The organism is Streptomyces sp. NPDC048185, assembly GCF_043202495.1.
Lineage (GTDB): Bacteria > Actinomycetota > Actinomycetes > Streptomycetales > Streptomycetaceae > Streptomyces.
Map to the genome: position 1 here is coordinate 136493 of NZ_JBIDAN010000011.1, position 19159 is coordinate 155651.

Sequence of the window (19159 nt, forward strand, 5' to 3'; positions counted from 1 at the left end):
TCACAGCATTGAGCGACACCACCGCGACTCTCCCGAGCACCCTCACCCTGCGCTGCACCCCCGAACTCGTCCAGGGCCAGAAGGTGTACGTACGGCTCTTCCCGCGCAGCGTGCGGGATGAATGGGAGAAGCTGAAAGGCGGCGGAGACGACGAGCAGAAGAGCCAGCAGCATCCGGACGAGAAGAAGAACCTGCCGTATTCAACCGCCCTGACCTACCTGAAGTTCAAGACCGGCGGGTACGTCCACCTCGACCGGTACCTCAACTTCCTGGTCTCACTGGAAAAGATCGACGACGAGACCCTGCGCCACGTCTTCCGGTGCGTCGTCGCCTACAGCAAGGGGCTGAACACCGACCAGGCCGTCCTCCTCGACGTACCGCCGGTGGCCGAAGCCATCGCGAACACGCCCGAGCAGGAGTTCGAGATGACGCGCTTCCTCAAGCCGGTGTCCGGCAGGCAGCCGAAGTGTCCCGACTGGATGTACGTGGCCGTGCCCTGGGTGATCTCCAAGAAGCTCGCCCAAGAAAAGTTCACCATCTACGACCTCGTCCCGATCACTGAGAAGGTCGCCGCGAAGGAGAAGGACGGCTCCCCCAAGCTCGACGCCAACGGCGAACAGGTCTACAAGAATCGCACGATCGGCTGGAAAGCCAACCCAAACAAAAGGGAAGTCGCCTACCTTCCCGACAGCCGGGGCGGCCTCATCGCCTGGGATCACCCTTTCGGACGCAAGTACAACCTCCGTGACGACGCAACCGAGGTCAACGAGGCCACCAAGGCCCAGTACGCGATGTCCCGGCTCTCGGTGGTCATGAAGACCGAGCCCAACGTCATTCACCCGGTCATCTTCCTGGACGCACATGTCACCCGCGTCCACAGCAACATGGTCTACGCGAAGTCCACGCACATCTACCAGGGCAGCGACGGCCTTCCTATCCTGCACACCGAACTAGTACGCAACGGCAACGTTCGCGCCGTCAACCAGCGCGCCCTGGAACTGCTCGCACGCGACGAGATGGACATCAGCGTCCTGCAAGCCCTGCAGGCACGCGTCACCGAAGAGCGGGACCTGCTGGAAAGGGCCGCCGAGAAGGGGGAATTCCCCTCGTTCATCACCCCTGACGCCGGCGTCATCCGCCCGCTCATGCCGCAGAACGACAACTTCGCTGTCGGCACGGGACCTGGCACCCTCCACCTGCGGCTCCTGGCCGAACACGTCTCCAAAGTGCTGGGCGAGAAGGCCACCTGGGTCGACTTCACGGTGGAACCGATGACCTTCGAGCCGCGCCCCACGGACAAACAGAAGATGGCCCCGCAGGAGCGTGCAAGCCGTATCGAGGCCGGCGAACTCCTCCACAGCATTGGCTTTCCCCCACCCGAAGAGATCACGGCTTCCGTGAAGGCACAGGGTTTCGAGCACCTGCGGATCGTATGCCTGTGGTACCGCTGGAACACCCGCCTTCGCATGATCAATGCGCTGTCCCTGGCCTTCCCGGACGGCCCGCCCATCGGCGATCCCTCGCCGGGCGAGGAGGTCTTCCTCGCTCCCGGCATCAGCGTGGTGTTCCGCCAGGCCGAGCGCTTCCTGTCACACGGCGACGCCATCAACCGGACCGTGGAGTTCAAATCCCTCGAAGACGACTTCGCCGACAGCGAGTCGCAGGTAATGGTCGGCGCCTGGTGCGAGACCGAGATCCCGGCCCTGAAGAAGAAGGACGGAGAGAAGCGAAACGCCTTCCTGCTGCGCAAGGAGCGCTATGACGGGAAATTCCAAGTCCGCCGCTTCCTGGCCAAGAAGGGCTTCGTCTGTCAGTTCACCACGGGAATGAAACCGGGATCCTTCGGAAACCCCGCAACAGAAATCAGTCCTCCGAAGCCGGGGAAAGACCACGCCGCTTACATGGCGCTCCTCGACCTGTACCGCTCACTTGGGATCATCGACCAGCGCCTCGCGCGGGCCATCGCGAAGGACCGGAAGGGACGCGAGGCGGGGAAACTCGTCTACTGCGGGATCCACGCCCGCCGGCAAGCCAAGACCGCCGACGGCAAGCACACCAAACGCATCATTGTTGCCACCGCCCTGTTCCCGCCGGAGGAGGAGGGCGACGCCTGGACGATGCGAGCGTGGACGCCGCAAATCGGGGCCTGGGTGCCCTACCGGGAGGCAATCGCCGCCTTCCACGCCAGTGACTACGCACTCCACGTCGACGGCAAAGGCGAGACGGACAAGGAACGCTGGGCGGAAGCAGCAGCACACGTCGAAGATGCCCTCTCCAGCCTCGTCCGCGACGAGCTGGAACCCGACATGGGCTATGTCGTCATGGTCGACGGGCACGCCTGCCGACGGATGTGGACGGGCCTCCACAACGAGAATCAGAGCTATCAGGAAGAGGACATCACCGATCCGCGTACCTGGCTGCCGGGGTACGGCAAAGGCAGGAACGCACCGCGCAAGAAGCCGAGCGCGGTCATCCGGATGAACGTCGCGGCGGACGAGGTGCCCCAGTACGTTCCCGTCCCTCGCGAGAGCGATCCGGACGCCGAAAAGGAATCCATCCTGTTCGCATCGGCCAAACTACACCGTGCCGAGGTGGACTTCGGGAATCCCTTCTGGATCCTGTTCAACATCCCGCGCAACTATCAAGCCAAGGGCGGAGACCTGGGCAAGGCCATCACTCGCTGGGATGCCGACCCGGGCAAGGGCGGGGAGGAGGGGGAGCGGGAAACGAATGAGCTTAAGGCTCCGTGGTGGGCCGTCACAGCGACCGAGATCTACCCCGTCGGTGTGGCCGATGGGGTCGACCGAACGATGCTCGCACGGGCGACCGCACGCTTGTGTCACCAGACCATCGCCTGGTCCGACCGCTCCCGCTACCCCGTCCCGTTGCACGCAGCCAAACAGCTCGACCTCGACCATCCCCAGTACCGGCGGTCGGCGCCGCCCGAGGAACAGGGAGATGAAGCCACCGACGAGTAGCCGAAGATGCGTTTTCGGGAGTGATGCAGAGGAGGGGCGGCGGATCGCCTCCTGGGCCGGCTGATGGTGATAAGCGATGGCGCACTTATTCACTCGCCCAGGTCGTGTGACTGGGCGGAGGCGCTGCGAGCCGCCGCTGCTCGCGGCTGATGCCAGGGCCAGACAGGCTGATCACCAGCACCGCAAAGCGGGGGAACATAGCGCGGGATCGCCGGTTGGCCAAACCGGCAATCCCGCGCACCATTGATAGTCCACCGCCACGCCCTGTCCCTACGTCGAAAGGCGCCTCCCGACGACCACAGACCAGCCACGAAGCGCGCACGGCCGAGGGACCGTCCAGCGATCACGCCGCCGCGTAGCTCGCCCGGAACAGATCCTGCGCCCGCTCCACGTCCCTCGGCGTACGAAGCTGCACCTCCAGATCACCCGTCCCGTGGTGACCAAGACCGGACACATCCCGGGTAAAGCCCGGAACGAGGTCGGTGTCCCTCGGGTCGACCTTCAGGTAGACGAGGAGCTTGCTCCGCTGAGGCGGACAGACGCAGGCGAAGTTCCGCAGACGCTGATACGCCCAGTACTGCTTGCGTTCAACGCGGTTCACCCCGTCCCCGAGCCCAAGCAGTGCCTCGTCGACCGCGCTCGCCAGCTCCATCATCGACGCGCCCTGGACGTCGGCTGCCGCCCGGGCAACCGCCTGTCGGCGCATTCGGCGGGTGACCCGCATACCACCGCTGACGGATGCCACAGTCTCAAGCCCGAGCAGAGCGCTGCCGAAGAGTCGGTAGCGGACCAGGTCGATCGAGCGCCGGTACTCGCGCACGGCGTGAACGTCGTAACGGGTGAAGTCGCCGGCGATACAGATCAGACGCGGGCCGCTCCACAGGACCTGGCCCGCGGCTGTCACCCCGAGGCAGTCGTGGACCAGGCGCTCAAACTCGGCGCGATGGTCCATCAACCACGCCAGATAGAAAAGGCCCTGGTTGATGACGCCGGCGTCGACGCCGCGCTTGTACTCGACGATGACCGGCGAGCCATTCTCGTCCAGCCCGAGCGAGTCGATCCGGCCCCCGTGGACCGGCCCGGTGCCGTACTCGCTCGCCAGGAACCGGACGCCCAACAGCGTCTCCATGTGTGCTTCGATGAGGCCCTGCACGTCTGCCTCAACCTCAGCAAGACGCGGCGCGACCTCGCTCATACCTTCATTCGTCGTGTGAAACAGCTTCAGGCTCGACACCTTCCCCTCCTCGGCTCGAAGATCGAGAACACCGGGCGGGTCAGGATTGTTTCCGTCAGGGGCTTCGGCGCCGTGAAGAAGATGTGAGATCCCGGATTAGTAGCCCACCCCTGGCCACCATGCCCACACACATCTACTACTGCCGCAAGCAACACAGAATCGAAAGGCACCGCCGACAAGAATGCCCAGCCAGAACAGCGCAATGCAGCACGGGCAGTTCAGCCCCGCACATATACGAGCCACCTGGAGCGGAACCGCGAGCGTCGAAGAGGCTGCCCAAGCGTTTGGGCTGTCCAGGTCGAAGAGCTACGACCTCGTCCGCCGCGGCGAGTTTCCCTGCCGTGTGCTCCGGATCGGCCGCGCCACCCGGATTGTCACCGCATCACTGCTCCGAGTCCTGGAAAGCGGCGAACCGGAATACAACACCGTCGACACCAGGCACCTCACGGGCTCCTGACCCAACGTGTCCATGCCCTCGATGGCCTATTGCCCCTCGCCCCGTGACCAGTGCGTGTTCCCAAGGCGAGCCGGTGCCGTCGCCTCAGTGAGGTCAGAAACCGAACGATGGTCTGGGCCGCTCTACGTCGTGCTGTAGGGAACACCCTTGACATCGAGTATCGCAGCAACTCGACTCGTGTGCTTACGATGCAGGGCGCAGACGAGCAGTTCCTGCGCTCGGGAGCCAGCCACGTAGAGGACACGCCGGGCCTCGGTGTTGTGGGCGCCTTCCCAGTCGTCCAAGACCGTCCGCCCAGTCACCGGGTCTACCCGCAACCTGTCTGGCAGGACAAGCACGACTCCGGGGAATTCCATGCCCTTGACGCCGTGGACAGTGGAGTGGCGGATGGACGGGCTGTTACCGAAGCTGGAGACGCTGGCCCAAGCGGCCTCCGGTGGTGCTTTGAACAGCTTGCCCAGATCGCTGGAGGCCGGGGCTGGCCCGTCTCCCCAGCTGGCTTGTTTCAAGAACTCACGCACCTCGGCTGCGAATTCGAGCCTGGTCTTGCCTTGAGCGTCGAGCCCCAGAGCCATCCGTACCGCGAAGCTCTCCAGCCACCGAGGGTCGACGCTGATCTCTTCGCAGGCCGCTGCAAAGCTGTGATGCTGTGTGTCCCGCCCAGCGGTGAGCGTCGCCAGGATGGCTCGCTGCACCTGTTCGACGGCCTTCCGACGGGCCTTCGGGTCCGTCTCCCGCGACCGGAGCGTAGATCCGGCGTTGGCGATGGCCATCACGCGGTAGCTCCCAGCGGCTTCTTGGCTAGCAACGCCGGCCGCCTTCATCCCGTGAGCCTCGGCGTGGGACAGGACGACGAGATCGTCTGCTGCGAGCTTGTATCGCTCAGCGACTTCCAGCGCCGCAGGCACGATCTGGTCGAGAGCCGAGAACTCGATCAGGTGGACCGGGGTCTGGACGACGGAGTTCTCGCCGCGAGCCGTCTCTACCAGTTGCCCGGACCTCAGGGCACTGTTGAAGGCACAAATGGCCGGCGAGCTGCGCCAGTTGTCGTCGAGTTCGAGTTGGACAGGGAGGTCGGCGGCAAACTCCTGGACCGCGGCGGGAGTCGCGTTGCGGAACTCGTAGATCGATTGGTCGAGGTCTCCCACCATGACCACGCGGACGCCGCTGTCTCGAAGGAAGCGGAGGATGTCGAGCTCTTCTCGGCCACAGTCTTGCGCTTCGTCCACGATGACCTCGGCGAAACGAGCCCGCAGCAGCCCTGCAAGGATCGCCCGCTCATTGGAGCTGTTGAGCCAGAACGCGGCCAGCAGACGGGCAGCCTCGCAGGTGATGGTCCCGACCTTGAGCAGTTGGCCAAAGATGTGCGACGCCTTGGCTTCCGCCTCGTGTTTGCGTCGCGCCAACTGATGGTGCACCGCGGCATCGCCGAACGCCTTCGGCACTCGGCTCAGGTCCAGATGAGCGCGCCCGTCCGGGTCGAAGTCGAACCAGCGGAACTCCAGGTCTTTGGCCCTTCCTAGATCAGGGACGAGGCGAAAGCTCGTACTGGTCACGTCCTGCCAGGACTGTACGTAGTGGGGCCTCCGGTTGTACGCCTTCACGTACAGAGGGGTGACGATGAAGCGGTGGATGAACGTGTCGAACGTGCCGACGAAGTGGGGTGCCCGCAGGGCCTCCGTCTGGCTGCCACACCTGTGTCGGACCTCGTCCACCGCGGCGTTGGTGAAGGAGATCAGGGCGATCCCGCGTCGGGGTTCCTCGGCGGTCCGCTGGAGGAAGCGGGCGACCATGGCCCGGGTCTTGCCGGCCCCAGGGCAGGCCGCCGCGAACAGGCTGTCTGTGGCGTCGACGAGGGCCTGCTGGCCGTCGGTGAGCTTCACCTCGTTCAACGTGCCTCACCCGAGGTGTCCGCCAGGACGCCGCGGATGGCGTCGGCGAGGTACTGCGGGGCTTCGAAGGTCTCCCCGTTCTCGATCGCCAAGGCCACGTCGTGCGCGAACTCGCCCTTGCCGATGAACTTCTTATGCTTGCGGAGTTTGAGGTAGAAACCCCAAGCACGCCCCCGTTCATTGTCGAGGATCTCCTGCCACTTCTTCTTGGAGCGCGTCTTCTGCTTAAGGAAGGCCGCTTTGAGTACGGGCTCGTTGGCCTCGGGCGTCAGGAGGTCGGCTTCCAGGGTGTGGGGAGCCTCGGCCACGTGCAGGTGGCCCTTGGCCCCGATCAACTCGGCGTGGGCTGTCAGCCGGTCCTTGCGGTTGTTCACCGCGCTGTCGTCATCGTCGTCGTCCGGCTCGTCCTCATCGGTTTCAGCGTCCGCTTCAGGATCGTTTCCGGTCGGGGCAGCGGCTGCCGGTTCCTGGACCTCGCCCTGGCCGTCCTCGCTCTCCCCTTCCTCTGTCTTCTTCTCCTTGGGGATGTCCGGGTCGCCGTCGGTGATGACGGTCAGCTTGTCCAGGAGCCGGCACCCGTTGACCTCCGACAGCAGCAGCGTGATGTAGGGGGCGAAGTCGACGCTGCCGACGTTGATGATCGTGACGCCGTGGAAGTCCCGGCGCTGCTTGGCCTGGGCCTCGCCGCCGAAGACGCAGTGACGGGCGATCACCGGCAGCAGGACGGCCTCGGCGATCCCTTCGACGAGGATGACCCGACGGGCAAAGAGCAAGCCGGCCCGGGTGGCATCCAGGTACTGGTTGATCTTCCGCCGCTCGGCCTCAGAAAGCTCGATCTTGGCCAGCGGGAGTGCCTGGCTCTTCCGGCGCAGCACGTCCTTGTCCTGGCCCTGGCCGTCCTGGACAGTCTCCTGGTCCACTCGTGTGCGCAGCGCGACAACGTTCTCGATTCCGACGCTGCTGGCCAGGTTGGGCGAGTGTGTGCTGGCGATGACCTGGATCCGGCCGGCCGGGCCCTGCGTGTCGTCCTTGAGAGAAGCCTCGGCCTGTTCCTGCAGGTAATCCAATAGGACTGCCTGAAGCTGCGGGTGGAGGTGCGCCTCGGGCTCCTCGACGAGGAAAAGCGTCAGCTCCATGTGCTGGGCCTTGCGTAGTTCCAAGATGACGGTCGCGATGAACAGCAAGTTGGCGTAGCCCAGACCCGACTCGGTGAGGTCGGCCGGCGGGATGCCGGCCTCGGCCATTTTCACTCGCAAGCTGCGCGCCAGGCGGTGCAGTTCGTACTCGGCGAAGGTGACCTCGACCGTCTGTCCGCGGACGGAGTCGGTCAGCTCGCGCAGGTGGCCCTGGATCTCCTTGGTCGTGGAGGTCAGGACGGGATGTTCCTTGAGCTGCGTGAACGAGTCGTTGGCCTGCGCGCGAAAGGCTTCCTGTTCGTCTTCCTCGGTGAGGTAGCGGATGATCCTCAGCAGCCGGTTCCCATCCGAGGAGTCCAGCTCGCGCTGCGCATCTCTCAGCGGTGCCAGGTAGACGTGCGCGATCTGGTCGCGTTTGTCGGGTTCAGCGTCTGGACCGTCCACCGGACCCACAGTCACGGTCGGACGCATTTGCTGCCGGGCTTCGTCCCGCTTGTACGTCGTCGTGTAGGTGGCCTGGTTTGATCCCACGTCGAGGGCAGCTATGTAGTGGGCCCGCTGGGCTGCCGTCAGTCCGTCGTACGTCGCACGGAACTGAACCTCCTGGCCTTCGCGTCCGTGGGACAGGTCGACCTCATCGAACCAGCGCGTCGAACGACGGTTCAAGGGCGTCGTGGCCAGCCTCAGCGCTTCGATCACGTTGGACTTGCCGGAATTGTTCTCGCCAACGAGGAGCGTGATGCCGGGTTGAAAATCGAGTTCGAGGTCATAACACGACCGGAAGTTCTTGATACCGAGCTGCCGCAGATACATTCCGGCCTTCGGTCCGTCCTGGCTCACTAACGCGCCCCCGCTAATCCATGAAGCCATTCTGCAAAATCGGCCACCTGCACCATGCGTCATATAGAGCAGCCATTGCGTACTTTGGCACATGATCCACAAGGCGATCATGCGAACCGGCCGGTAACACAGAGTGGCTTCGGTCACGTTGCGTTGCCGCCGGGCTGGTCGCGACCGGCCATCCTGCGCATCCTTGCCAGGGCCCCTGCGCCGCCCCGCACTCGGGCGGCGCAATGGTCGTTTCCGGCAGGCCCATAAATGTCAGTGGCACGAGATAGCGTCCCCCACGGTGAGTTGGGAGGGGACCCATGGCAGGTGTCGACCGTGCGGAGCAGCTACGCAGGTTCGGGCGATCCGTGTTGGAGGGGGCGCGGTCGGAGCAGGTGCGGCGGCTGGCACGGCAGGTGAATGCCGTGTCTTACACGAGTGCGCGGGAGTACGCCGGGCGTTCGCTCTTCGAGCTGCTGCAGAACGGTTATGACGCACACCCAAGGGGCCGGTGTGACGGCCAGGTGCATGTGCTGCTGGATGAGGAAGAGGGCGAGTGGGGGACGTTGTACGTCGCCAATGGCGGCACGCCCTTCACGTGGAGGAACGTCGAGAGGGTCTGCGAGCTGGCGCAGAGCTCCAAGGCGGTTGGGGAGGGGATCGGGAACAAGGGCGTCGGGTTCCGAAGCGTCCTGTTGATCAGCGACGCGCCCGAGATCTTTAGCGCCGATCCTGACGGCCCCAACGGTCCTGAACTGGACGGCTATTGCTTCCGGTTCGCGCACAGGGGCGATGTTGAGGCGTTCCTGGGCGATGAACCAAACGCCCACGAGGTGGCCGCTGAGTTTCCGCCGCTTCAGGTGCCCTTGCCGCTGGACGAGGTGCCGGCGATCTGTCGGGAGCTCGCCGCCGAGGGGCATGTGACCGTTGTGCGACTGCCTCTTCTGAATGAGGCGGCCCGGGCCGAGGTCCGGCTGCGGCTTCGCGAGCTCGCGGAGGCGAAGGCGCCCGTGATGCTGTTCCTCGACCGACTCGCGAGCCTGACGCTGGAGCGACGGGCCACCGGCGGCGAGGCCGCTGAGCGGTGGGAACTGACCCGGTCCGAGGAGCGATTCGCCACGACGGGCACGGCGGGAGAGCAGCTTGCCGTCTCCTTCGCGACCGTGGATCTGGGGCTCTCTGGAACGTTTCTCGTGGCCCGGGGCAGCGTGGAGAAGGAGCGTCTGAACAGCGCGCTCGACGAGGCCGTGGGCCTAGGGCTCCTCGACGACACCTGGCAGCGGTGGACTTCGTCCGCAGCAGTGGAGATTGCCGTTCCGCTGCCCGCCGTGCGACGGCCGCGACGGGGGCAGATCTATACCTTCTTGCCGATGGGCGAGGATCTGACGGCGCCGTTCCCCGGTCATGTGAACGCCCCGTTCTTCACCAAGATCGACCGCACCGGCCTGCCCTCTGAACACCCGCTCAATACGCTGCTGTTCGACGCCGTCGCCGAGACCTGCCTTGCGGCTGCAGCGATGTTGCGCGCGGTGCCGCAGGCCGAATTGGGGCGGCTGGCCGTGGATCTCGTGAGCTGGGAGAGCGGCAAAGGCTCAGCCGGGCTGCTGCGCGCGGCAGCCCGGCGAGTACACGGCAGCGATCTCGCCGACGTGCCACTCGTACCTGTTCTCGCCGCCGATGACGCCAAGCGGGATGCGGCCTGGGCATCCCCCCGGGTCGCGATCCTGTGGCCTGACCTTGAGTTGACCGTCCTCACAACACACCGCGCCCACGCATCGGGAGTCGTGGTGGCGGACCCGGCCGTGGGCGGCGAACGCCTTCATCGGCTGGCGGCCACGTGCAAGTCCCTCGCCTGCCCATTGGAGCCGGACCGGGAGACACTCGCTGGGCATGTGGAGCGGATCGTCGCAACCCTCCCCCGTCCGGCCTCCCGCCCCGCTCCTTCATCCCCTGCCGCACCCCGTCCGCGTTCCGCGCCCCGTCCCGACGCGGTCCTCGACCAGTGGAGCGAACTGTACGAGGATCTGGCCGTGCTCTTCCAAGACGACGGGCACGTCCTGCGCGGCAGGAAGCTGCTGCTTGCGGAGGACGAAACGCTGCGCCACGCCAACCACCCTGCGGCCAGGTCGAGTTTCCCGCGCAATGTGAGTGGTCGCGGAGCCCGGCGCGAGGCATTCTTCCAACCGGTGCGCGCGGACATGAACCTCGCAGAGGCACCCTCCGTCCCTGCCCTCCTCGGCAAGCGTCTCTTCTCCCTGCATCCCGGGCTGGTCTGGAACGACCACAGCAAGCGTGGGCGGAGGCTACCCGCCCGCGCGTTCCTCGAGGACGCGGGGCTTGTCCGGCCGTTCGACATGAGGGGCCTGCTGGACCACGTCCGGCAGGCGCTCGGTTCGAGCACCGACCACCGGCTCCGGCTGCAGACCCTGCGGTTCGTCTTCCGGCTGTGGCAGCCGCGGCGTTCGTTGGGCGGCACGACGGTCTCGTCGCTGGGGCTGTACGTACCGTCCGTGGACGGCAGGCTGATCAAGGCGAGCGACGGTGTGTTCGGCAAGGGCTGGGGCCGTGGCTCCGTTGGCGAGGACCTGGCAACGGTGGTCGCTGCTGGGCAGGACGTGTCAAAGAACCTCAAGGTGATCGCTGAGCACCTCATCGCCGCGCCGGATGAGTTCGTGAAGCGGGGCGATACCTCGGACGAGTGGCGGGCATTCCTTTCGGAGTCAGGGGTGGCCGACGGACTCGTGCCAGTTTCCTCCCCCGACGCCCAAAGGTGGGCGGACGGCCAGGATCTCACCACCCGGCAGTTGGTCCGCATGGCCAAGGTGGCCTTGACGGTGCGGGAGCAGTGGGAACCGTATATCGACCGCCCTTGGTCCCATGCTTCCTACCCTCGGACGTCCTACCAAGGTTCCCCCGCCTATCAGCTTCCCGGTCAGGACGTCGTCGAACGGCTCGGCCACAGTGCCCGGCTGGCCTACGCGCGCCTGGTTCTGCATGGCCTGGCGCACTGGGAAGACATGTATTTCACCAGCACCTGGACCAGTGCGGGGAGCCGAAGCACGGACAGGGAACGGGCGCTGACCCCTCTCGCCGCCTTCGTTCGGGAGCAGCCATGGCTTCCGGTGCGGGGGCGTGACCGCGCCGTCAGATTCGTACGGCCGGCCGACGCGTGGCACTGCCCGCCCGGGCTGGAAGAGGAGCCCGCCTATGCGCCAACCGTCGACCACCGAGTGCGCCATCTGCTAGAGCTGGACAAGGCCCGTGACCGGCTGCGTGAGATGAGGATGCCGACCTGGGACGACCCCCGCGACAGCGCTCGCGCCCTTGCCGCGCTTGGTCTGCTCGCGTCGCAGGGCGCGCTGGGGGCCGAGGACCGGCCTGCCGCGCAACGCGCCAACGAACGCGCCTGGAAGCACCTGGTACAGCACCCACGCCCGGCACTGCCCAGCGACACGACTCTGCTCGTCGAGTCCCGGGAACAGCTCATCGGCATGCCGTTGTCCGGCCTGGACGACGGGCAGACCGTGCTCTACATCAGCGACCAGCGCGATGGCCTGACCGCGCTGCTGGTACGCGAAATGGCGCGCCCCTTGCTCGTCGTTCCCGGTGTCGCAGCGAAGGCTGCCGGACTGCTGGCACCTGGCCATCCCGAGACTGTCCGTCACACCGACGATGTGACGTTCACCGTGACCGTGGACGGCCAGCAGGTAGACCCCGTCACCATGGGAGAGCCCCTGGTCGATCAACTGCCCTGGCTCGCCCTGGCGGTGGGTGTCCTCGCCGATCACCTGGCCCGCGGCCCCCGGGCGAGTGAGGCGGAACTGAACGAGCTGACCTCTGCAGTGAAGAGCGTGCGCCTGCACCGCTACCGCTCCTGGAAAATCGAGCTGGACGGCCAGCCCGTGACCTTGCCGACCCGTCTCGGCGGAGTGCTGCCGCTGCCGGATCCGAAGTACCCCCTTCTCCTCGCCCCGGAGTCCGAACCGAGCTGGCACGAGACGACCCGCATAGTGGAGGCAACGGCCGAGTTGTTGAAAAGGCGGGAGTTCGGCATCCGGCTCCGCCTGGCCACCCACGTCCTCGCCGCCCGCCACGCCAACCTCACCGACCCCGGCCAGGACGAGCTCGCCGATGCCCTGGAAGTCACCGTCCACCAGATCGAGGAGACGAGGCGACGCATCGACGGGGCCATCGGCGTGGTTGTGGAGCGCTGCCGCCCCTTCCTCGTCCACCTGCTCGGCGCGACGACAGCTGACACGCTGCTCGTGCCGCCACCGGCCGACACGCGGGAGCTCCAGGCCGGCCTGGAGAAGCATGCCACTCAACTCCCGCTTGATGCATCGGAGTTCATAGCCCAAGCCCGTGCGGCGCGCAGCACGGACGAGCTGCGGCACGCTCTGGGCGTCGGCTTCGCCGAGCTGAACGACACTCTGCGCTTCATGACACCGCCCATGGAACCGATCAGCCACGCGGACGAGCACCAGGAAGCGCTCCACGCCTACCTGGACCTCCACAGGAAGGATCTCGTCAACCGGCTGCGCTGGGCGGCACTGAACGATTTCGACGCCCGGCGCCCGATGCCCCACTGGCCGTTGCTGAGCGCCCTGAAGTGGATCAGCGTACCTGCGGCATGGGCCTGCACCGTGGATACGGCCGACTCCGAGCGCCTGGAGAGGCACATCGAGGAGGAGCTGACACGGAAGCTGGGCCGCCCGGCGCCCCACGCGGGTGAACGCCTGCCCGCCCTCGACCAGGTCCGCAGCGCGAACCTCCGTACGATCACCGACCTGGCCGCCGACCTCGCGGTCCTGGTCCATGCCGCCCGGCACCCATTGCCACCGGCGCTGGCCGGCTCCGAGCCCGCCACCGAGGTCACTGCACGGCTGGAAGCGGCGGGCGCACTGGACTTCCGCCCGCTGGCTGCCGCAGATGTCGTCGCCTGGCTGGCCGTGCTCGGCCAGTGGCCCGCCGGGATGCCTCCGACAACGGATCTCGACCGGCATGGGTTGACCGAGACTGACCTGGACCGCGTACGCAACGCGGCCGAACACGCCCGCCGCGAACAGGAGCGTCGACGGCGGTCGATCTCCGTCGGCGGCCGAGCCTTCGACGTGTATGACGGCGACTTCACAACCCTGACCCGCGAACTCCAGCGCGTCTTCGAAAACGGGGCCATACCGGGAGTCGCCGCCGGGCCGCTCCGCTTCACCGATCCCCAGACGCTGACCGACGCCCGGCGGGCATCCTCCACCGGTCGTTCGCACGGCGGGCGATACGGCGGCAACCCGGACAGCGGACTGACCGCGGCTCAGCGGGAGGCCATCGGATACCTAGGTGAGTGGTACGCCTACCAGTGGCTGTGCGCGCACTACCCGGACAGCATGGACGAGACCAGCTGGGTGTCGACGAACCGCCGAAAGGCTTTCCCCGGCCCGCCCGGTGACAACGGTCTCGGCTACGACTTCCGGATCGGTTCCGGCCGGCGACCCTACATGTTCGAAGTCAAGGCGACCCAAGGCGACGGCGGGCGCTTCGAGCTAGGAGAGAGCGAGGTACGCGCAGCCCAGCAACACGCGGGCAACGACCGCTGGCGCCTCCTCATGGTCACCCACGCCCTTACCCCGGACCGGATGAACATCCGCATGCTCCCCAATCCCTACGCGAAACGCGGACGCGGACGCTACCGGGAGGAAGGCGGCTCGCTGCGCTTCTCGTACCGGCTTTGAGCTTTATAGCCCCGCCGGAGTACACGTCCCCCGACCGGCATCGGGCACTGGCCCGTTTGTCACACGCGACCCCTCCAAGCCTGAGTCGTTACATAGCCAGCTGGGCTAACAGACGTTGTCATTTGTACCGGTACAGCTGGTGAAGGTGGAGGACGTCGGCTTGCCACTGCGAGCACGCGTCCTGGGCATTGCCGGACACGTACCCGCCCAGCCGGCCTCCAGTGCAAGCGCTACCGGGCACGAATCAATATGATCGGTTCGGCCGACTTCACCGACCTCGCCGCCGCATTCGCACGCCAGCACCGCATCACCGTTTTCGGCCGCGCCGAGATCAAGAAGTAGGCCCACGGCACCCACCTGTACCGAGCCGTCGACATCCTAATCTGACCTGTCTCCACCCGGCCGTCACGGATGTTGAGGGTTCAGACCTGTACGCCAGCCCAAGTCCAGGCCCGTCGAGTCCTTAAGGACCTTGTTCAGCGCCCCGACCTCTGCGTGGTCCTCGAAGAGGGCACGGGGAAGGTGATCCGAGGCGAGAGGGCCGGTGCCGTGCAGTACGTCGTCGTATGCGGACGCCACGGCGGCGCTGATCAGCAGGTCCGTGGCCTCGTTGAGGTTCACGTGCTCCGCCGGCCATCGGTACTCACCCTGGCTCACCCGGAACATGGGGAACAGCCACCACATGTCCGGGTCGGGGTCGATGAACCTGAGTGCCCGGTCGTTGAGGAAGTTGACGCCGTAGTGGGTGAGCGCGCAGGCATCCTGCTCGCGGAGATCGAGCAGGCGTGAGGCGCACAGGAAGGAGACGGCCGGAGTGCGTCCGGCCATGTGCATGGGTACTGTGGCGGCCTCCCGCAGCGTGGAGAGTCCGGACAGGCGGGAAACCACGCGCCCCATCCGGAGCCCGCTGCGTTGGGCCAGCATGCGCTGGAAGTGAACCGTCATCTCATGACTCGGGTACTGGAATTCCAGGTCGCTTTTCCAGTCCGCCATCGCCTTTGCCGCCGCCGCGTAGCGGTAGGGAGGGTACAGCTCCCTCCAGTCGACGGACGGGTCGGCAGAAGTCAGGCCCGGGACCACCGGGTTCAGCGCGAAGTCGATGAGCGCCAGGACAACGCTCCCACCAAGCTCCCTTCCCGCCAGGGCGCTCGCCAGGCGCCACGGAAGCCCGTACTCGCCACTCATCTCCTCAAGCAGCAACTCGCGCAGTGTCGGGTCGGCCATCCGCAAGAAGGCGCCCTCGAACTGGAAGAGCTCGTCGATCACCGCCGCGCACTCGAACAAGGTTCGTGTGCTGAGCGGGCCTTCGGAGGTGTCTATGAGCTTCAGGGGCCCTGTAATACTGACTGGCGTGTCCTCAGCACGCTCCACCATCTCCGCGCCCGCGCTCTGGCGCCACGCGTCTTGCAGGGAGTTCTCGAATGCCGCCTGGGTGTCCCAGGACGCGGCATCGGACTCCCCCAGGCCCTCCGGGTCCAGCAGAACGTAGTAGGCATGGTAGAGATTGAGCCAGTCCAGCTCGTTGTACCTCAGCTCTCCGCTTGTGTACTGGGGATAGCGCTTGAAGGAGAGGAAGGGCAGCCCGTTGCTCCGGGCCCCGTGGAGGAGCTCGGTTTGCTGCCGGCTCATCTGGGAGATCGTGTACGCGGCCAGTTGGTCTCTCGTTCGCCGTAACAGGCTCAGCAGGACGCCGACGGTGGATCCGTGATAGCGCGCCCAGTGGCTGCTCTCGTGCACGTAGGTCTTGTGCCAGGAGGCGACTGAGGTGACGAGGCCCTTGGTGCGCGTGCGGGTCGGGTCCTGGAAGAGGATCTGGCTGCGCAAGTTCAACTCGGCGCCGCTGGAGTTCTGCAGGCGGGGGGAATGGACGGTCATTGGGCTGCGCCTTCCGGGCTTTCCGGGTCCTCGTCGGCGCTTTCGGGACGAGGACTCAACTCGTCCACTGGTCCGCGGTCACGAGCGCGCTCGACCAGGGCCTTGAGAGCGTCGTGCAGCGTGTTCGTAGCCAGTCCGGTAACGACGGAGATGGCGATCTCCGCCCACTGCCCGTGACGCAAGGAATCGCGTCTGTCCTGGCGCAGGGGTGTGAGGGTGAGGGTGCATTTTCCGGCGAGGTGCGGATCTGCCTCGATCTCCCGCGCGAGCACCTTCAAGTTCGCGGTCTCGCCCCGGTATTCAAAGATCAGCATGGCGGGAGCCTACAGCGGCCCCCAACCCTTGGGACGCCCGGACATCGCGGCGCCTATGACCGGGGCGTGCGGGTGTGGTGCAGATCGCTGCCTGGCGGGTGGTGGAGGGGTGTGAAGTTCGAGACGTCCCAAGTCACGCTGGGCTCGCAGTAGCATCCGGGCAAGACACGGCGTGCCCGCCACTCACGGCTCGGTGACCTCGTCACTAGAGCTGCCGTCAGGTGCTCGGCCAGTAATCCGCCCCGGCTGATTCCGATCGCCGCACGAAGCGCCAGCCTGTTTCCTAAGGGACCATTGCGGCAAGCTGAAGCCATGGGGGAACCTACCAGTCGCGTGTCGTTCCGCATCAGCTTCACCGAGTTCATATCCGACCCAGACGACGATGACTGCCGACGCCGTGCAGTGACCATCCCGGCCGACCGGATCACGTTCGATAACGACCACCTGATCCTGTGGGTCGGCGACACGGAGCGCGTGCGCTTCCCCATGGGCACCGTAAAATCCATCGAAGTCGTCCACGCCCCCAGCACCAGCCGGCGCGTGGATCCGGATCAACTCCGCGCCCGCTACCCGAACTTCGGCAAGGCGTGGAGCAGCGCCGACGAAGAGAGACTCCTCTCCCTGTACCGAGCGGGGCAGCGCGACTACGACGTACTGGCCACCGAATTCGGACGACAGCCCTCCGCAATACGCTCCCGTCTCGGCCGGCTCGGCCTGGAACAGCTATGACCGAAGCGGGACCAGAAGCCGCGATCCGCAACGTGGCAGAACTCGCCCACCACGTCCATTGGATCCACGCGTGGCCCGAGAAACCGACATGGCGCGACCGACTCCGCCGATGGGCATATCCCGAGATCTATCGCTTCGACCCAACCGCCACCCCACCGAGGCCGTGGCTGGACCGGCCTGCCGGGGCGTACGAACGGACAGGCTGGCGTATCCGAGTCGCCTACGTGGGGGACGAAGTCGCGTTCGAGGTCGAATACGTGGTGTGCCGGCCTTGCGCGATCGGCTGGGTGGAATCACCCGTCTCCTATCCTGGCTACAAGCGGTTCGGACTCGCCTCAGCCGCGCTTCGATCTCTACGCCACCAATACCCCGGACTGGAGTGGCACACGGGCGGCGGGCACTTCCGCGATTCCGAACCCTTCTGGATCTCCGTCGGCGCGGACGTCCCCGGCGGTTACACCCAGCAGGAAAGGTGTCACCACGTGGAGCCAAGGCGAGTGAAACGCACCTAAGAAGGCTGGGAGAGCTACCTCCATCGCCCGGGAGGAGCGTGCCGATGGTTCATGCAGGGCGGAGGGTGCCTGTGGTCATCACCCACGGGCGGCCGGGACGCAGCGTGCCTTGGCATGCTCGGATGGCCCCGGCTCGTCTACCAGTCCGCCACGGGACGGAATGCTTGTGCATCCGAGGTCCGGGCAAGCAAGGAGGCACTGACAACGCACGCCAGGAATACATGAACTCCTCTCCCAACGAGTGCAATCGCAAAGTATGCGCACCCTGGAAGCGTCACAGGAACACGGACCGCATGAAGCGCCAGCCGCATCGTGCGCGCCAGCGCAGCCGATCTCAGACGAAGCCGCACCGGAGCGCTCCGATGACTTCGTCGTCTCACGGCTCGACTCAAAGTCCCGTCAGGACGGACCCCGGCGGGGCCTCGCCGTATCACTCGCCTATCACAGACGCCCCTATAACGCAGGTGTGCGGGCAACCGGTCTGACCAGGTTGAATACCTCGCGGGCTGCGTATCGCTTGAGGCATCGGATGATCTCGCGTCGGGTCTTGCCTTCCTGGGTGCGGCGTTCGTAGTACGCCTGGGTGCGCGGGTCGTGGCGCAGGCGGGTGAAGACGATGCGGTGCAGGGCCGCGTTCGCCTGGCGGTCGCCGCCGTAATTGAGCCGGCGCGTGCTCCGACGGCCGGAGGAGTACTCGATGGGGCTGACTCCGCAAAGGGCAGCAAAGGACGCCTCGGTGTTCAGTCGCTCGGGGTTGTCTCCCATGGTGATCAGGAGAGTGACGGCGCTGTCCGGACCGATGCCCACCGGTTCGAGTAACTGTGGGGCGTGGCGTTCGACGAGCCGGGTCAGGCGCTGGTTCAGCTCGTCGATCTGAGCGGTGAGCTGCTCGATACGCTCGGCGAGCATGCGCAACGTCAGGTGGGTGGCCTCGGCCACCGCGTCCTCGTCTCCCCCACCGTCGTGCGGGGCGAGGCGCGCGCAGGTGCGGAACAGCTCGGCATTGCCCAGGCTCGACAGCTGTTCCCGCAGGGCGGGATCAGCGATTACCAGGACGGCCTTGAGCTGGTTGATCGCCTGGGTACGGGCCTTGACCGCGGAGTTCTTGGCGAGCTTGAAGATCCGGGCGCTGTGCACCGGACCGTCGCCGGACTTGGCCCGGGCCCGGACGCGGCCACTGAGCACGGCCCGCGCGGCGGCCTGCGCGGCGGCCTGAGCGTCGAGCGGGTCAGACTTGCCCAGCAGACGGCGGGCCGTGCGGTCGGGGCGGTTCACTTCGAACACCTGGATGTGCTGGGCCAGCAGGTAGCGGGACAGGCCCGCGCCGAAGGTACCGGTGCCCTCGCCGGCCCGGCGCACGGTACCCCGCTTACGGGCCCACACGAGCAGCTGCCGGTAGCCGGCCGCCGTCGCCGGAAAGGACTCCGTTCCGAGGATCTTCCCGAGCGGGGAGAGCACGGCGGCGACGTGCATCTCTC

Annotated in this window: 10 protein-coding genes; 4 read left to right on the top strand and 6 right to left on the bottom strand. The window is 66.2% G+C overall.

Annotated elements, in window-relative coordinates; all coding sequences use genetic code 11:
- The first annotated feature begins 8 nt into the window (after nt 1-8).
- The gene (locus ACGF3H_RS28250) at nt 9-2978 is read left to right on the top strand and encodes an RNaseH domain-containing protein (protein WP_362491227.1); all 2970 of its coding nucleotides are present in this window, start codon (nt 9-11) and stop codon (nt 2976-2978) included.
- 343 nt (nt 2979-3321) lie between these two features.
- Here the strand turns inward: ACGF3H_RS28250 and ACGF3H_RS28255 are convergent, their stop codons facing one another.
- Nucleotides 3322-4212, bottom strand: a complete 891-nt coding sequence (locus ACGF3H_RS28255) for a DUF5655 domain-containing protein (RefSeq protein WP_362491231.1) — start codon at nt 4210-4212, stop codon at nt 3322-3324.
- Between the two features lie 202 nt (nt 4213-4414).
- Between ACGF3H_RS28255 and ACGF3H_RS28260 the strand changes: the two genes are divergently transcribed.
- Nucleotides 4415-4669, top strand: coding sequence for a helix-turn-helix domain-containing protein (locus ACGF3H_RS28260; protein ID WP_037664724.1), 255 nt, complete (start codon nt 4415-4417; stop codon nt 4667-4669).
- Between the two features lie 122 nt (nt 4670-4791).
- On the opposite strand, the gene ACGF3H_RS28265 is transcribed toward ACGF3H_RS28260, so the two are convergent.
- Entirely contained in the window at nt 4792-6552 is a 1761-nt protein-coding gene (locus ACGF3H_RS28265) for an ATP-dependent helicase (RefSeq protein ID WP_362491234.1), read from the bottom strand.
- Between the two features lie 5 nt (nt 6553-6557).
- Nucleotides 6558-8537: an AAA family ATPase gene (locus tag ACGF3H_RS28270; protein WP_361226465.1), complete on the bottom strand. Its 1980-nt coding sequence runs from the start codon at nt 8535-8537 to the stop codon at nt 6558-6560.
- 308 nt (nt 8538-8845) lie between these two features.
- Between ACGF3H_RS28270 and ACGF3H_RS28275 the strand changes: the two genes are divergently transcribed.
- On the top strand, nt 8846-14251 hold the full coding sequence (locus tag ACGF3H_RS28275; protein WP_362491238.1) for a sacsin N-terminal ATP-binding-like domain-containing protein: 5406 nt from the start codon (nt 8846-8848) through the stop codon (nt 14249-14251).
- A 405-nt stretch (nt 14252-14656) separates the two neighbouring features.
- Here the strand turns inward: ACGF3H_RS28275 and ACGF3H_RS28280 are convergent, their stop codons facing one another.
- Both ACGF3H_RS28280 and ACGF3H_RS28285 read right to left on the bottom strand, forming a co-directional pair.
- The gene (locus ACGF3H_RS28280; protein WP_362491241.1) at nt 14657-16126 is read right to left on the bottom strand and encodes a hypothetical protein; all 1470 of its coding nucleotides are present in this window, start codon (nt 16124-16126) and stop codon (nt 14657-14659) included.
- Nucleotides 16123-16440: a hypothetical protein gene (locus ACGF3H_RS28285; RefSeq protein WP_362491244.1), complete on the bottom strand. Its 318-nt coding sequence runs from the start codon at nt 16438-16440 to the stop codon at nt 16123-16125. The genes ACGF3H_RS28280 and ACGF3H_RS28285 overlap by 4 nt, the downstream gene beginning before the upstream one ends.
- A gap of 333 nt (nt 16441-16773) precedes the next feature.
- Here ACGF3H_RS28285 and ACGF3H_RS28290 point away from each other — a divergent pair, with 333 nt between their 5' ends.
- Nucleotides 16774-17169 (top strand): hypothetical protein, encoded by a 396-nt coding sequence (locus ACGF3H_RS28290; RefSeq protein ID WP_167795708.1) that lies wholly within the window; start codon nt 16774-16776, stop codon nt 17167-17169.
- A gap of 965 nt (nt 17170-18134) precedes the next feature.
- Here the strand turns inward: ACGF3H_RS28290 and ACGF3H_RS28295 are convergent.
- A complete protein-coding gene (locus tag ACGF3H_RS28295) occupies nt 18135-19154 on the bottom strand; it encodes an IS110 family transposase (protein WP_362491247.1) in 1020 nt (339 codons plus the stop codon).
- Between the last annotated feature and the right edge of the window lie 5 nt (nt 19155-19159).

Bases quoted from the DNA above. Each gene is read 5' to 3' on its own strand.
- ACGF3H_RS28280 (WP_362491241.1), bottom strand. From the start codon at position 16,126: ATGACCGTCCATTCCCCCCGCCTGCAGAACTCCAGCGGCGCCGAGTTG.
- ACGF3H_RS28275 (WP_362491238.1), top strand. From the start codon at position 8,846: ATGGCAGGTGTCGACCGTGCGGAGCAGCTACGCAGGTTCGGGCGATCC.
- ACGF3H_RS28295 (WP_362491247.1), bottom strand. From the start codon at position 19,154: ATGCACGTCGCCGCCGTGCTCTCCCCGCTCGGGAAGATCCTCGGAACG.
- ACGF3H_RS28285 (WP_362491244.1), bottom strand. From the start codon at position 16,440: ATGCTGATCTTTGAATACCGGGGCGAGACCGCGAACTTGAAGGTGCTC.
- ACGF3H_RS28260 (WP_037664724.1), top strand. From the start codon at position 4,415: ATGCAGCACGGGCAGTTCAGCCCCGCACATATACGAGCCACCTGGAGC.